We start from the raw sequence: 14,252 nt of genomic DNA on the forward strand, positions 1-14,252 counted from the left end.
TATCGGATGCTTCAATCGAGAAGGGAGTTGAGCCAGTCATGCACTTCTCCTTTGCCAATACGATTTAAGGATTCCGAAGCAAACGCATTGTTCACAGTTTCAGACATTGCTAGTTCGTATGCAGGTCGATCGCGTTCAATGCGATCGAGCTTTTGATAACCTAATTCCTTCATGTCATTCAGCAGAATTGGCTCAGTTGAACTTGCTTGAGGTGGTAGACCTTTACGAGCTTTCTTCCAAGGAAATTCTCCGTGAGTCATCTCACTCAGTCGATAAGCATGGTAGCCAGCGAAGTATTCCCAAATTTCTTCTAAAAGTTCTTTCTTCTCAGGCGGAAGCTCTAACAAGGATTCTTGCTGAGGAATTGGTAGTTGTTTAGCCTCAAACTCACTGTAGAACTTATAAGCAGGAGGACAAACTGGGCCGTAGCGCCATGCTTGGATTTCTTCTTCAAATAATGCTTCATTGTATAGCGCCAAATGCAAGCTCTGAGCATAATATAGAAGCTTTTGAACCTTCATATTGGTCATTTCAGCTTCTAGACCATCCTCATAAGCTTTCATAATGAAGTAGCGAGCAGCATTGAGACAGTCAATCATGGCTCAATCCACATCCTTAAATAAACGTTTTTTATTTTAACAAATTTGCAAAATGTCAACACATAATTATTATAGACGAAGCCTGCAAATAGTGCAAGAATACTGAAAACTTTGTAATAAGCCGCATTATACCAACTTAATTAAATAGACATCTGGGAAAAATAAAATATCGCGCCCCGGTTCCATCGCCCCCACTGACAAGAGTAAAGCATTTGGACGCAAAACAACAGCTTTGCAACAAACCGAATTGTCGCCCAAATACTGCGGCCAAACATCACATCACCCATTTCCCGCCGGTATCCGCACAGTGAAAATAGACCCTTTCCCCTCCTCGCTTTCTACTAAAATCTCCCCGCCCATCATCTGACAGTAGTGGCGGCTAAGTGTCAGCCCCAATCCCGCGCCGTCGTACTGTCGCGTTGTTGAACAGTCAGCTTGCACAAAAGCTTCAAACAATTTGTGCTTTTGTTCTTGGGACATTCCAATTCCGGTATCCTTAACAGATAAGCAAATCCAATCCGACTCTTCAACATTCAGCAGGGGACAAGCGATCGCCCCAGAATGAGTTTCACCCGCAGCAATTGAATTGTCAACACCCGATTCTGCTGGATTCAATTTGCCGCTTCCTGCAATGCGGCTGACACTGACTTTCACCCTGCCGTTTTTCGTAAACTTGGCAGCATTACTCAGCAGGTGCATCAAAACCTGCCGCACTTTTTTGAAATCTGCGTGAATGATACCCGCAGTTCGATCGCACTCAATCTCCAAAACATTACCATTTTTTTCTACCAACGGTTTCGCGGCACTCGCAACATTGTCAACCAGCGATTCAATGTCAAACTCCTGGATTTCGAGTTTCATCCCCCCCGCTTCAATTTTTGACAAATCGAGGATATCGTTAATTAAAGATAGCAGGTGCGTGCCCGCTTTCTCAATCTTGTCCAAGTCGGGTACAAATTCCTTGCACCCCGCATCCCGCGCATCTTCTAAAAGTAGTTGACTGTAGCCGATAATCGCATTTAAAGGCGTCCGCAATTCGTGGCTCATATTTGCTAAGAACTGGCTTTTAGCAGTGTTAGCGGCGACGGCGACTTCCTTAGCTTGTTTCAATTCTTTTGTATGTTCCGAAACCCGCTCGATTAGGTGATTGAGAGAGACAGCCAGAGAGCCTATTTCGCCTTGTGCGGTGACGGGGGCTCGCAAGTCAAAATTAGACTCGGCGGCTACTTGTTCGGCCACCTGAGTCACGCTGACAACCGGTTTGGCGATCGCCCGACTGGTGCGGTCAGCCACAACTCCAGCCACTGCTACCGACAGCAGCATACTAATAATAATTATGCCCTTTTCGATTCCTTGGGCGTCTTCCATCACTTGACCGCCTTGCCCTTCTTGCTGCTGGGCCATGTTAAGGATTGTGTTCAATTCCTGAAGGCGGCTGTCGAGAACTTTTGCACCTTCTCCGCTTTGTGTCGCCAACAATTTTCGGGCCGACTCTATCTCCGATGGTGATAATTGCGATCGCTGGATTTGCTGCAAACTTGACTGGAGAGTATCGGCGTAGGATTCTAAATTTTTTGTGCAATCTTGCAGTAAAGCTTTGAGAGTCGCAGGTTCTGCGGCCAGCCATGCAGGTTGGCTGTCGGCAAAGTTTTCTATTTGCAAGCGCAGGTTTTTCGCCTTAGTAATACTCGCGACCAACTGCTCTTTCTGCAATTGTAGTTGGGCGGAATTGTCTACAAAAGAATCTAGCTGTGCTCCCTGCAATTGCGCCGCCAGCGCTGCATCTTTAAAATTGCCCAGCAATTGGGCTTGCAGGTGAGCATCCTGGAGTTGGTTTACTCCTTGTCCTTGGTAGTAATCGGCGATTAGCAGTCCACTCAGGGAGCCAACAAAGCCGATTCCAATTGCCAGAAAATATCCGCCACCAATTTTTTGATGGATGGGCCAACCGCCAATTTTAGATGGCAACATTTTGCTGAGTTTCAAGGATGATTTTTCTACAAAATCATGGATTGATGATTTTTGGCGAGCGGTTTCTACAGAATCCACTTTTTCGGAAATAAAAATCCGCATCAGTTTACCTACATTGCTATTTTTTGGGTTAAGTTTTCGCGTTTCTACAGTTTTTTCCTGCTGGTTAAATGCTTCTAACTCTGGATTAAACTCGCCATTGCCTTCCCAAACCGCAACCGATAAACTTGCTTCCTTACCTGTTTTTTTGAGCAAGTTAATTTTTGACATATGCAACCGCTGTATTCTGTTAGAATCTACCACGCTCTTATGTTCTCCAAACGGAAAAGCTTGTCTATTCTCTAGCAGACATCTGCGAAAAAGCATCTTTCACTCTTGTCGAGTCACAGGAGAAACTTAAATTCGGTTGATGTCTAATAGATAATTAGCCTCTTGATGGCTGTTGCCAAATTACTTTTTCGACTCGTAAAAGTCTGTAGCAGGCAAAAAATAAAAATTCATCCCAGCAGTGAATTATTCCCGCATGGAATGTTACAGGCAGAAAATTCTGTCTGATGTGTTTTGCCTGTGAACTCCCCAAAGCTGATATTGTCTGTTGACAATGCACCCGATTCCTCAGCTTTGGGGTTTTGCTGCCAGCAATGCGACGATTGCTTGACGGTTTTTGTTGAGCATCCGACGACTTTATAGCACAGAATGTCACCAATGCAGGAGCCGATCGAACTTTTGCACCCCGGCGATCGACTTTTGGCATCGCTGCCCCGCAAAGACAAGTCTGAAGCGAAGTCGTGTAAGCTGAGTATAACTTTAGGACTTACGAAAAGAAACCGAGTTCCTGCGAGTCAACTGTTGGCAATTGCGATCTCTGTCCGTGGCGGCGGTCAATTCGATCGCTGCTGCTAACTTGCCATTTCTACCCAAAGCTTCATCAGCCAATTCGACAATCCAGCGATTCGGCCGGGCTTGGGGTCTGGCGGCGAGCACCAAGGCCCAAGCTTCCCGTTCTTTTCCCCGACCCAAAACCGCAGCACAAACAGTCAAAGCTGCGGCCGTTGAACGGCTGATGCCGCTTTGGCCGAGAACGAGAAGCTTGCCCGGGCGCGCCGACATTTTGAGGGCGAAATCAATAATTTGGAGTACATCATCAAGTGCAGGCAAAACCCGATCGGGGTCGTCAACGGGGGTGTCGAGGTCGTTAAACTCCAACAGCAGTCGGTTCGGGACTTTGTGAAAGATTTTGGGTTCGGGTACGCCGGGACTGCCGATCGAGATCAGGTATTTGAGCTCGCGCCCCGCAGCGCGAGCGACAATGTATTCGCTGGCTTCTGCTTCCGAAGCAATGAGGATTTTCGGCAGTTTTTCAACCGATAAATCTGCGGAAGCTGAGGGATCTAAATCAACGGTTTCTGCCTCAGTGCTGGCATCCGGCAAGTATTGGGCAGCCAGGGCGCGAACGTCAGCAAATTCGCGGTTTAAAGCTGCTTCTAAAGCCAAAAGAGCAGCAGGAGAGGCAATTTGAGCGAGGGATTTAACAGCCTTTTGGCGCACTCCAGAGGTTTCGTCCCCCAGCAGCCGCACCAAACCTGCTACAGATTCCTCTGTCCCAATTTGCCCCAAAGCAGCAGCAACTCTCCACCGGACATAAGATTCGCTGTCGCCGATTGCGATCGCCAGTCCCGCTGTCGCCATTTTTTGCAAGTTAGCATCTCCGGCTGTATTGATGTTCCCGAGGGCAACCGCCGCCCTGCCGCGGACGAAAATGTCTCGATCCGAGAGCGATCGCATTACCGCCACCGCAGCCACCTCGCTGCTGATTTCCCCCAAGGCAGAAACTGCACTGCCGCGCACGTCTGAGTCGTCATGGTTGAGGGCTTGCAGCAAACCCGCCACAGCCTTTTCCGTGCCGATTTGTCCCAAGGCCTCGGCGGCCCTCAAAGAAACTGCATGGGAGTCAGGATCGTGCAGCAATTCTACTAAGCGGGGTACTGCCGATCGATCGCCGATTTTCCCCAAAGCCGCCGCAGCCCTAGCGCGCACGATCTGATTTTCGTCTCTGAGGGCGTTCAGCAGCCCGGGAACCACATCAGAGATGCCGATTTTTCCGCAGTTGACCGCCGCCCGCCAGCGCACCTCGGAGTCTTGGTGTTGGAGGGCTTCGATCAGTGCGGGGACTGCTGTTTTCGGGTTAATTTTGCCCAAGGCCCAAACAGCCCAGGCGCGCACCCCGGAGGTTTTGTGGTTGAGGGCTTTGAGCAGTGCGGAGGCTGCTGGTTTCGAGTCAATTTCTCCTAGGGCCCAAGCCGCCCAAGCTTGCACTTGGGAATCTTCCGATTCTAGCGATCGGGCTAATTCAATTACCGCAGCAGGAGAGCCTATTTTCCCGATCGCCCGAATGCAATGGAGGCGCACTGAACTTTGTTTGTGGTTCAATGCTTTGACTAGCATCGGAATTGCCATATCGGAACTTGTTAGTGCCAGCAGTTGAATTTTGAGCAGCGGCGAAGTTTTGATTTTTCCGATTAATCTTAGTGTTGCTTTTTGAAATTCTGGCTTTACCGTTCCTGCTAGCTTCGAGCCGAGTTTTAAATTTACTTTTAGGGCTAATTTTACTGCGCGCAAAGCCAGACTTTGCTGTTCTACTTGCGGCAAAAGTTCGGCCAAGGTGTGCATCCCTTGTTTTTGTTTCAAATATTTTTGGTTGAATTGAGCATCGCTGAGCTCTGGTAGCTGTTGGATGAGGGTTGCTGCTGAGTCCATTGATTTATCCTAATATTTTGGCGATCGCTGGAGATTGCTCTTTAAAACTCGCTGTCTTAAAAAAATACGGCGGCGCCTACAACACTCAACTGCTCAAAAAAAGTTGCACCACTTATAAAATATGTCCGATTCCACTATTTTTTCAACTCCCCAATGATTAATTATCTGTTTTTTTTGGGCGATCGGCTTGACAATTAGTAGCGCTTGCTGCTTGGCATCGCTGGGTTTTTATATAGCCTAACTCTGCTATATCATTTTATACTCACATCTTGCACCCTTGTCAGCAACAGGCAAGATGCCTGTGAAGCGAGAAAATTGACTATTTGTGGAACAGGCATCTTGCCTGTTCATAAAGCTTATTGAGAATGGTGCAACATCTCATTTTATACCAAGTTGGCTGGAAATATCGATCGGCTCTGTTGAACTGAGCGAACCGAAAACAGCTTGATTCCGGGAAAGTGTCAACGAGCGTAGGGCCCATTTTTCAAAACCTCAGCCAAAGCGTTACCGTTATCTCGCAAACCTTCGTAAAAAAACAGCACTTCTCCTTGAATGCCGCGACAGCGGTTGTAAGCAATTACTTGTAACAACAGCTCGGGAGTCATGCTATAATTGCTGCCTCGATTCGCCAACAGGATACCGGGCGACACGAACCGCTGTTGCTCGCCGCTAAGCTGTTCTCCAATTAGTCGATCGACCAATTGTTTGTAACCCTTAAAATCCCGGCGGTAAAACTGCGGGTGAAGCATATCGACCAACTTTTTGTCAACCCAAGCTTGAGAATCTTGCAAATATTCCACAAGTCCCCATTCATAAGGACTCGGCGACATCGACAGCAACAAATCAGGATTAATCGCTTTCAATTCTCGGTGCAAACGAGCCACAAACTCAGTAATAATATCAGCGCGCCAGTGCAGCCAATGTCGCTCTCTACAATGCGACGGCGGTTCTCTACCGCACTCTTCTCGGTAGCGTTTAACCGTTTTTTCGTCATAACCGCCTTCTACCGGAAGCGCAATGCGATCGTCTCCTTGAACGCCGTTTACCGGATAATTCTTAGCAACTTCCACCATCAACCCCAGCAAAAATTCTTGCACTTCCGGGTCAAGAGAGTTCATCCATTCAAAGTTATTTTTCTTAAGTAAATTGCCGCTGCAATCGCGCGCCGCCCACTCAGGTTTTTTCGCAAGCAAATGACCGCCGTTGAGATTGTAAGAACTCACAAATCCGTATTCAAACCAAGGAATCACTTTTAAACCAACTCTATTAGCCTCAACAATTAATTCGGCTAAAGGGTCGCGACCTTGATACCTGGAGTCAATTTCCACCCCAAATTGTTCGCGCATAATTTGAGAAGGATAAGCAGTAAAACCCCGGTTCCAAACTACAGGAAAAACTGTATTAAATCCCGTATCGGCGAGAAAGTCCATTGCCTCAGCAATCCGCTGTTTTGAGGTGAGAACTTTGCAGTCGGTGCTGGGTATCCAAACGCCGCGAATTCGACCAGCATTGTCAGCCGCAAACGAACTTGGCAGCCCTGATGGATTTGCTGCAAAAAATCCAGCCGCTAACCGCTGTTTGATTTCCGAAGAAACACTGCGAATTGCTGACTGGAAAGGTGTAAAAAATGGCATTTATTTATTCTATTTTTTGTAATGTGCGCACTGCGCACGCCACGTTATATTAATTCCGGTTGCACCGAAATAATCAGGAGGAGACGGCAGTGCCGTGTCCCTACTCATGATTATTTTGGGGCGCAAGAAACGGCATTGCCACGTCCGATATTCAGTAGGGACACGGCATTGCCGTTTCCCTACTCTCGTGCAACCGAACATAATATGAGGCACGCAGTGCGCGCCCCAAAAATATACTATCCAGCTACTCCAGACAACTGCTGGCTCAGAGCTTCTTTCAAAAGTTCGGCCTTATCAGTTTGCTCCCAAGGCAAGTCTAAATCAGTGCGTCCGAAGTGACCGTAAGCCGCCACATCTTGATAGAAACGGCCGCCTCTTTCAGCAGGCAAATTCTGCAAGTTAAATGCCTGAATGATGCCCGCAGGACGCAGTTCAAAATGCTGCTTCACAACTTCCAAGAGGCGATCGTCATCAACTTTCCCAGTGCCAAAAGTTTCGATCATCATGCTGACAGGCCGCGCCACGCCGATCGCATAACTCAACTGCACTTCGCACTTTTCGGCCAAACCGGCCGCCACGATGTTTTTAGCAACGTAGCGACAAGCATAAGCCGCGCTGCGGTCTACCTTGGTAGGGTCTTTCCCAGAAAAAGCGCCGCCGCCGTGCCGGGAATAGCCGCCGTAGGTATCCACAATAATTTTGCGCCCTGTCAAACCCGAATCTCCTTGAGGCCCGCCGACCACAAATTTGCCGGTTGGGTTGACAAGGAAGCGAGTTTGTGCATCCGGCTTCACGCTAATATCGGCAAACACGGGTTGGACGACAGCAGTCCAAAGGTCTGCTTTAATCTTGGCTTGAACTGCGGCCGTTTCTGCGATCTCGCCGATCGTCTCAGTATGCTGCGTAGAAATTAAAATCGTATCGATGCCAACAGGTTTGCCGTCCTCGTACATTACCGTAACTTGGCTTTTGCCGTCGGGACGCAGGTAAGATAACTGACCTGTTTTGCGGACTGCGGCTAGTTGACGGCAAATCCGGTGCGCCAGACTGATCGGCAAAGGCATCATTTCCGGCGTTTCGTTGCAAGCAAAACCAAACATCAAGCCTTGGTCGCCAGCGCCGATCGAATCCAACTCCTCTTCACTCGATTGTTCCCGGCTTTCGTGGGCTGTATTCACCCCTTGGGCAATATCGGGAGACTGAGAGTCAAGAGCGACCAGCACCGAGCAGCTATTGGCAGAAAAGCCGTTGTCAGCGTGGATGTAACCAATATCGGCTATTTTTTTCCGCGCTAATTCTATGTAATTTACCTGAGCTTTAGTGGTAATTTCTCCCGTCAGCAGCATCAAGCCCGTGTTGACGACAACTTCGGCTGCGACGCGACTTTTAGGGTCTTCAGTCAGTAAGGCATCTAAGATGGTATCTGAAATTTGATCGCAGATTTTATCGGGATGGCCTTCAGTAACAGATTCAGATGTGAACAGGTAGCGGCGTGACAATGATTATTTCTCCTTTGATGGGGGCGAATCCTGCGTGACATCGGCGACAGACGAATTATTTTTCAGGTAATGGCCAAGAATCATGGCGTCTGGGCCGCCGTCGAATTTTTGTCGGTCTGCAGAAGTGTTGAAGCAGGGTTTGAGATTGGGTAAAGTCACACTACTATAGCAAAGTCAGTCGTGGGAAGTCGTTAAAAACTTAGATTTTGTAGGATTCTCGATCGAGCTTGGACGCACCGCTAGTCTACCCCCCTAAGCTGACAAAGGTAAGATACAGTCAGGGTATCGCCTCGCGGAAGGACTATGGCAGGAATCCAAAAATCACCGAACTTAATCCAAACGGTTGCAGACCTAGAATTTCCCGGCGGCCCAATACCGATTGACTCTCCATTTTATATCGATCGCTCAGGAGCCGAAGCCCGAGCTTGCGCAGAAATTAGCAAGCCTGGGAGCCTGATTCGCATTAAAGCTCCCAGAAAAATGGGGAAAAGTTCTCTGATGCTGCGGATAATTCACGCTGCGGTCGATCGCGGATACCGCACAGTAACTGTAGACTTTCAGCAAGCCGACGAAGCGGTTTTTGCTAGTTTAGATAAATTTTTGCGCTGGCTTTGTGTCAATGTCGCTCGGCAACTCAAACTCGAACCAAATCTCGCTGAATTCTGGGATGAAGATATGGGCAGCAAGGTAAGCTGCACTATTTATTTTGAAAACTATTTGCTCGAACAAATTGACAGTCCTATTCTCTTGGTACTCAATGAAGTCAATAGAGTATTTGAACGCGCCAATATTGCTCAAGAATTCCTCCCACTGCTTCGTTCTTGGTACGAAAAATCTCGACAATTTTCAAGTTGGAAAAAACTCCGCATCGTCGTCATTCACTCGACAGAAATTTATATTGCTTTGAGTCTTAATCAATCTCCATTTAATGTAGGAATGCCGATTAAACTCTCAGAATTTACTGCTGAACAAGTCCAAGATTTGGCGTGCAGACACGGACTGAACTGGAGCGATAGCGCTCCGATCGAGCAATTAATGAACATGGTAGGCGGGCATCCTTATTTAGTGCATTTAGCGCTGTATCACCTGGCAATTTTGCAACAAAATCGTTTGTCGGTCGATCGGGATGAACCCGGGAAGGAACTGGGGCGAGCCGAGTTGGAAGAACTGTTAACAGCAGCTCCTACTCACAGGGGAATTTATAGCGACTACTTGCAAAATCAGTCGATCGCCATTCAACAGCAGCCCGAACTCGCTTCCGCATTCCAACAAGTTGTCGATGCTAAAAATAGCGTTCACCTCGAACCTTTGATGGCTTATCAGTTAGACAGCATGGGACTTGTCAAATTAGAGGGAAATAACTGTAGTTTGTCTTGCGAATTATACCGCCTGTATTTTCAAGGGCAAAATTTGTGCGAGGACAAGTTGTCGGTGGTTCGTTTTGAGGAGTTGCAGCAAGAAAATCAAAGGCTGCAAGCTTTGGTGAATGTGGACGAACTTACTCAAATTGGCAACAGACGGCATTTTGATAGTTGCTTGCGAACGGAATGGAAAAACATGGCTCGCGAGGGGTCTCCGATATCTTTGATTTTGTGCGACCTCGATTTTTTCAAAATATATAATGATACCTACGGACATCAAGCTGGAGATGATTGTTTGCGAGAGGTAGCCCAGACAATTCGCCGATCGCTCCAGCGTCCTGCTGATGTAGCGGCTCGCTACGGAGGCGAGGAATTTGCTGTGATTTTACCTCAAACTGATGCGGCAAGCGCTCTGCTTGTTGCCGAACACATTAGAGTGAAAGTTAAAGATTTGAATATTTTTTTTAACCCGGAGAAATTTGACGGTCTGCCTAATTCTGTGGTAACGATTAGTTTGGGAATTGCCAGCGTTGTTCCGGGGCCGGAAAAGGATGCAGCAACGCTGGTACTGGCGGCTGATGAGGCTCTTTATCACTCGAAAAGGCAGGGGCGCGATCGGCTCACTATGAGTAAGCTTTTAAATTTTCGATTTGCTGCTGTTAATTAGCTAATTCCGGGGGAATATAATTCGTTTCTACACATACAAAGTCCGCCCGCGCGGACTCTGAAGAAAACGAAAGTTAAGAACAGGATTTGAGGTTAATAGCGGGGGACGGTTCGATCGACCACCATTGAGTAAGCATCGATACCGCCAACGATATTTTTAACGTTGGTAAATCCTCGCTCGGCTAGCCAGTGGCACATTTGAGCCGATCGCACTCCGTGGTGGCACAGAACTAGGGTTTCTGTGTCGCGATCGAGTCTAGTGTCAATTTCACCAGACCATTCGGCAAACTCGCTCAGCGGAAAAGCTACAAATCCCGGCAGCGCCGCGAGTTCAATTTCGTAAGGTTCCCGCACGTCTACAAGCTGCAATTTCTCAGCATTGGTTTCTGCTAATTGGCGACCTAATTCTTCGACTGTAATTTGAGCAAAAATTTCTGACATTTGATTAGAAGGAAGAAGTCAGTTGGCAGTTGGCAGTTGGCAGTTGGCAGTTGGCAGTTGGCGGTTGGCGGTTGGTAGTTGGCGGTTGGCAGTTGGCAGTAGCTAATAGCTGTGGAATAACAAATAACAACTAACAAATAACAACTAACAACTAACAACTAACAACTGACAACTGACAACTAACAACTGACAAATTAATTGAGCCGAGAAGGCGGTGAAATTAGCTCTGCAGGAGGAGTAGGTGCAGGACGCCCGTCCAAGCTCACTGTGTCCCTCGTCGGGTCGAGACAAGTGGAGATTAACCTGTCAGTGGGAAAGTCGAGCCTGCCGCTGAGCCCGACTACGCATTCAGCAAACTGTTCTGGCAATAAACTGCGGCGGCACCCATCGAGCACTAACAGCGGAGCCGCAGGTTGAGTTCGAGTTTTGCTGTTGATATTCACTACGCAATTCGCCAATTCCTTGGGACGCCTCACCCGCTGACAGCTAGAGAGCGCTTCGATACCAGAAATATTTGTTTTGCGGTTGATTTGGAGGGCGCATTTCGATATGTCGCGGGGGTGGAGCGCGTCGGCACAAGCGGCGGCGGCGGCCTCGGCCCCCACTCCGGCTTCGATTAGTTCCAGGGCGCAGACGCGATAGGGATTCCTATTGCGAGGGATTCTAATAGTGATGGCTGATGCTGGCGAGATTGGCACAGCACTCGCTAGCAAACCGAGTGCTGCTAGCTGCGTGCCGAGAGCCAAGAGCCAGCGCGCCGTAGCGCTTGAGCCTGTCGGTGCTGGCTTTGGGGAAGAAGTGCGGGGAAAATTGCGGTTGTGCATGGCTGATGAAAGTTGTGAGTTTTTTGGCTGGTTGGGGCGATCGACCGATCGGCTTTTACTTCAGAATTTACCGCACATTATGGATCGCGCTGCGGTCGATCGTTTTTTTATCGATCTTTGTTGGAATTTTGACCGTTACAAACATATAATATAGAGTCTGCATAAAATTGCATACAGAGATTAGAGAGGAAAATAAATGTCTCGATATCGAGGCCCCCGATTGAGAATCGTCCGTCGCCTGAAAGAGTTGCCCGGTCTAACCCGCAAAACCCCCAGACGAGACTATCCGCCCGGACAGCACGGTCAAAACCGCAAAAAGCTCTCTGAGTACGCGGTTCGCTTGCAAGAAAAGCAAAAACTCCGTTTCAATTACGGTGTGACGGAACGCCAACTGCTCCGTTACGTCCGCAAAGCCCGCCGTGTCACCGGCTCCACAGGTCAAGTGTTACTGCAATTCTTGGAAATGCGCTTGGACAATACTGTGTTTCGGATGGGAATGGCTCCAACCATTCCGTCCGCTAGACAATTGGTAAATCACGGTCACATAACTGTCAACGACCGCGAAGTCAATATCGCCAGCTATCAGTGCAAGCCTGGTGAAGTGATTGCAGTGAAAAATAGAGAGCGCTCGCGCACAATGGTTGAAGCTAATCTCAAAGACCCAGGCTTGGCTCACTTGCCCAGTCACTTGGAATTTGACAAGCAAAAACTGGTTGGCAAAGTTAACGGCATTGTCGAACGCGAATGGATTGCTCTTCAGATTAACGAACTGCTAGTGGTGGAATACTACTCGCGGCAAGCTTAATTTATTAGTCATCAGTTGTTGGTCATTAGTCATCAGTTGGTTGAAGGTGAAATTATTACAGCGTATTCCAGGTTTATAAAGTAGGGACACGGCATTGCCGTGTATTCGAGGTTTATAAAGTAGGGACACGGCAATGCCGTGTCCCTACGGGGATTAATCAATTTCTACTGACACAAAACTGAGGACTGAGGACTGAGGACTAAGAATTAATAATTTTCAACACTCCCACCCCCTAAAAAGGGATGGGATTTTTTGAAGGTTTCGCTGGTTAACTTCCTTGAGTTGCCATTTGCTCGGACGACACCTGGCTGATGGGATTAATTGATGTCCGACCCCAAATTCTTCCCTTAAAATGTTTCTTCTCCTGTTGGTTCTTGGTGGACGAGACCTCGCTTTTGAAGGCGATAATTCGCTACAACGGGGTAAACAACACCGCGTATCCGGTTGATGGCGCCTACTGGACGATGAACTGCCAAACCGTTCCAAGGAGAGAATCGCAGGTTTTCGTTGAAATCAGATTGTTTTTCATAATCAATAATCTGATGCTTGACGGTGAGACGACCTACTCTCAAGAAGGGTGATTCCTGTTCCTTCCAGACATTGATGCCATCGTCGATCGGCATTTTTAGGCTGGTTTGGAACTGAATGCCAAAATCCCACCAATATTTGGCGTCAGGTTTCGCCAGGGCTTGAATTAGATCGTTCCGGTAATAATTGTCTGGTTGATTGGGATCTAAACCCAAGGCTTTAGCGCGATCGACAAAAGGAATTTTAGGAATTCCCGGTCGAGATTGTTCTGGAATTATCTCGTGCGGTGGTTTGCATGAAACCGGAGTAAACCCATACTTAATTACAGCAGGATATTCGACAGGAACTAGACCAGGCTGGGAGGGATCGAAATCGGGATAGAGACCCAAAGCAGAGGGTGAACCGCTCCAATATTTGGCTGTTAGCAAACTTTTCGGAGTCCGGCTACCCGTAAGCGTCGAGACAGCTAAAAAGTGTCTGGGATGTCGGATTAGCCACTTTTTCAATGTCTCTGGTGATTCAACCAGAGCAGAAAAAAAGCCGTAGTAGTCTTTGATGGTTTGGCTCACAAATATCTCTGAATTGTGAACAATGATATCCTGGGTTTTTGACTCGTGGCTTTGCGCCAGTCGTTCTCCTTCCACCCCCATCACTTTCACTGAAATTGAGCGCGAATCTTTGGCGTAATCAGGGTATACTTTGGTAGCCCCGTTAGCAAATCGCAACCAAACAGGATATTCTTTGGGTTTTGCTAGCAAACCTTGCTTAAGGGAAATAGCATTGAGTCGCGAAGAACTTAACGAAGCGCGTTTGCCCAATTCCCGTTTAATCTCTTCCTCATCAAAGTCAAAAATTTCCAGAGTTCCTTTAACGCACGCATGAGTTTTGGCGTGAGTATCTCGCAGCGCCCGCTCCTTATCCCCGTAAAGATTATCCATCCGAAGCTTGGCCTGCTCAACCAAAAGATCGTAGTATTTGCGTTCGTCCTGTTCGGGATATTCGGTAAATAACTTCTTGTTCATAAATAACCTTTGCAAAGCTGATTAGGGCGATCGGTGTCGAACTATCAGGAAACGGCAGTGCCGTTTCCCTACAATTAATCGGGGTAGGGAAACGGCACTGCCGTTTCCGAACTATCATGTCGCTCGTGCAATCGGAATTGATATC

Annotated in this window: 12 protein-coding genes; 3 read left to right on the forward strand and 9 right to left on the reverse strand. The window is 47.9% G+C overall.

Going from position 1 to position 14,252, the window contains the following annotated elements; all coding sequences use genetic code 11:
• Window positions 1-11 precede the first annotated feature (11 nt).
• From QUA02_RS12165 to metK, 6 genes are all read right to left on the reverse strand, one after another.
• On the reverse strand, window positions 12-599 hold the full coding sequence (locus tag QUA02_RS12165; RefSeq protein ID WP_333027958.1) for a Panacea domain-containing protein: 588 nt from the start codon (window positions 597-599) through the stop codon (window positions 12-14).
• A gap of 279 nt (window positions 600-878) precedes the next feature.
• Window positions 879-2,840 carry a sensor histidine kinase gene (locus QUA02_RS12170; RefSeq protein ID WP_333027961.1) on the reverse strand — a complete coding sequence of 654 codons (1,962 nt, stop codon included), beginning with the start codon at window positions 2,838-2,840 and terminating at the stop codon, window positions 879-881.
• 154 nt (window positions 2,841-2,994) lie between these two features.
• Window positions 2,995-3,324 (reverse strand): hypothetical protein, encoded by a 330-nt coding sequence (locus tag QUA02_RS12175; protein ID WP_333027963.1) that lies wholly within the window; start codon window positions 3,322-3,324, stop codon window positions 2,995-2,997.
• 53 nt (window positions 3,325-3,377) lie between these two features.
• Entirely contained in the window at window positions 3,378-5,327 is a 1,950-nt protein-coding gene (locus QUA02_RS12180; RefSeq protein ID WP_333027966.1) for a HEAT repeat domain-containing protein, read from the reverse strand.
• 461 nt (window positions 5,328-5,788) lie between these two features.
• Entirely contained in the window at window positions 5,789-6,961 is a 1,173-nt protein-coding gene (locus QUA02_RS12185; protein ID WP_333027967.1) for a glycoside hydrolase family 10-like protein, read from the reverse strand.
• A gap of 236 nt (window positions 6,962-7,197) precedes the next feature.
• Window positions 7,198-8,460, reverse strand: a complete 1,263-nt coding sequence (gene metK / locus QUA02_RS12190) for a methionine adenosyltransferase (protein WP_333027968.1) — start codon at window positions 8,458-8,460, stop codon at window positions 7,198-7,200.
• 303 nt (window positions 8,461-8,763) lie between these two features.
• Between metK and QUA02_RS12195 the strand changes: the two genes are divergently transcribed.
• Window positions 8,764-10,488 (forward strand): AAA-like domain-containing protein, encoded by a 1,725-nt coding sequence (locus tag QUA02_RS12195; RefSeq protein ID WP_333027970.1) that lies wholly within the window; start codon window positions 8,764-8,766, stop codon window positions 10,486-10,488.
• A gap of 92 nt (window positions 10,489-10,580) precedes the next feature.
• Here the strand turns inward: QUA02_RS12195 and QUA02_RS12200 are convergent, their stop codons facing one another.
• Together QUA02_RS12200 and QUA02_RS12205 are read right to left on the reverse strand one after the other, a co-directional pair.
• Window positions 10,581-10,928: a rhodanese-like domain-containing protein gene (locus QUA02_RS12200; protein ID WP_333027972.1), complete on the reverse strand. Its 348-nt coding sequence runs from the start codon at window positions 10,926-10,928 to the stop codon at window positions 10,581-10,583.
• A 194-nt stretch (window positions 10,929-11,122) separates the two neighbouring features.
• Window positions 11,123-11,626, reverse strand: a complete 504-nt coding sequence (locus QUA02_RS12205; RefSeq protein WP_333027974.1) for a hypothetical protein — start codon at window positions 11,624-11,626, stop codon at window positions 11,123-11,125.
• Here QUA02_RS12205 and QUA02_RS12210 point away from each other — a divergent pair.
• Both QUA02_RS12210 and rpsD read left to right on the forward strand, forming a co-directional pair.
• Window positions 11,601-11,906 carry a hypothetical protein gene (locus tag QUA02_RS12210; protein ID WP_333027976.1) on the forward strand — a complete coding sequence of 102 codons (306 nt, stop codon included), beginning with the start codon at window positions 11,601-11,603 and terminating at the stop codon, window positions 11,904-11,906. The two genes, QUA02_RS12205 and QUA02_RS12210, sit on opposite strands and share 26 nt — an antisense overlap.
• Window positions 11,907-11,948: 42 nt before the next feature.
• Complete coding sequence (rpsD, locus tag QUA02_RS12215) at window positions 11,949-12,557, forward strand: 30S ribosomal protein S4 (RefSeq protein WP_293143096.1); 609 nt, start codon at window positions 11,949-11,951, stop codon at window positions 12,555-12,557.
• Between the two features lie 347 nt (window positions 12,558-12,904).
• Here rpsD and QUA02_RS12220 read toward each other — a convergent pair whose 3' ends face one another.
• Window positions 12,905-14,107 (reverse strand): catalase family protein, encoded by a 1,203-nt coding sequence (locus QUA02_RS12220; RefSeq protein ID WP_333027977.1) that lies wholly within the window; start codon window positions 14,105-14,107, stop codon window positions 12,905-12,907.
• Between the last annotated feature and the right edge of the window lie 145 nt (window positions 14,108-14,252).

Source organism: Microcoleus pseudofavosus SVA1_A4 (assembly GCF_036700565.1).
In the GTDB taxonomy this organism is placed as follows: Bacteria; Cyanobacteriota; Cyanobacteriia; order Cyanobacteriales; family Microcoleaceae; genus Microcoleus.

Coding starts and splice junctions, on each gene's coding strand:
- QUA02_RS12165 (WP_333027958.1), bottom strand. CDS start 599: ATGATTGACTGTCTCAATGCTGCTCGCTACTTCATTATGAAAGCTTAT.
- QUA02_RS12170 (WP_333027961.1), bottom strand. CDS start 2,840: ATGTCAAAAATTAACTTGCTCAAAAAAACAGGTAAGGAAGCAAGTTTA.
- QUA02_RS12175 (WP_333027963.1), bottom strand. CDS start 3,324: ATGCCAAAAGTCGATCGCCGGGGTGCAAAAGTTCGATCGGCTCCTGCA.
- QUA02_RS12180 (WP_333027966.1), bottom strand. CDS start 5,327: ATGGACTCAGCAGCAACCCTCATCCAACAGCTACCAGAGCTCAGCGAT.
- QUA02_RS12185 (WP_333027967.1), bottom strand. CDS start 6,961: ATGCCATTTTTTACACCTTTCCAGTCAGCAATTCGCAGTGTTTCTTCG.
- QUA02_RS12195 (WP_333027970.1), top strand. CDS start 8,764: ATGGCAGGAATCCAAAAATCACCGAACTTAATCCAAACGGTTGCAGAC.
- QUA02_RS12200 (WP_333027972.1), bottom strand. CDS start 10,928: ATGTCAGAAATTTTTGCTCAAATTACAGTCGAAGAATTAGGTCGCCAA.
- QUA02_RS12210 (WP_333027976.1), top strand. CDS start 11,601: ATGGCTGATGCTGGCGAGATTGGCACAGCACTCGCTAGCAAACCGAGT.
- rpsD (WP_293143096.1), top strand. CDS start 11,949: ATGTCTCGATATCGAGGCCCCCGATTGAGAATCGTCCGTCGCCTGAAA.
- QUA02_RS12220 (WP_333027977.1), bottom strand. CDS start 14,107: ATGAACAAGAAGTTATTTACCGAATATCCCGAACAGGACGAACGCAAA.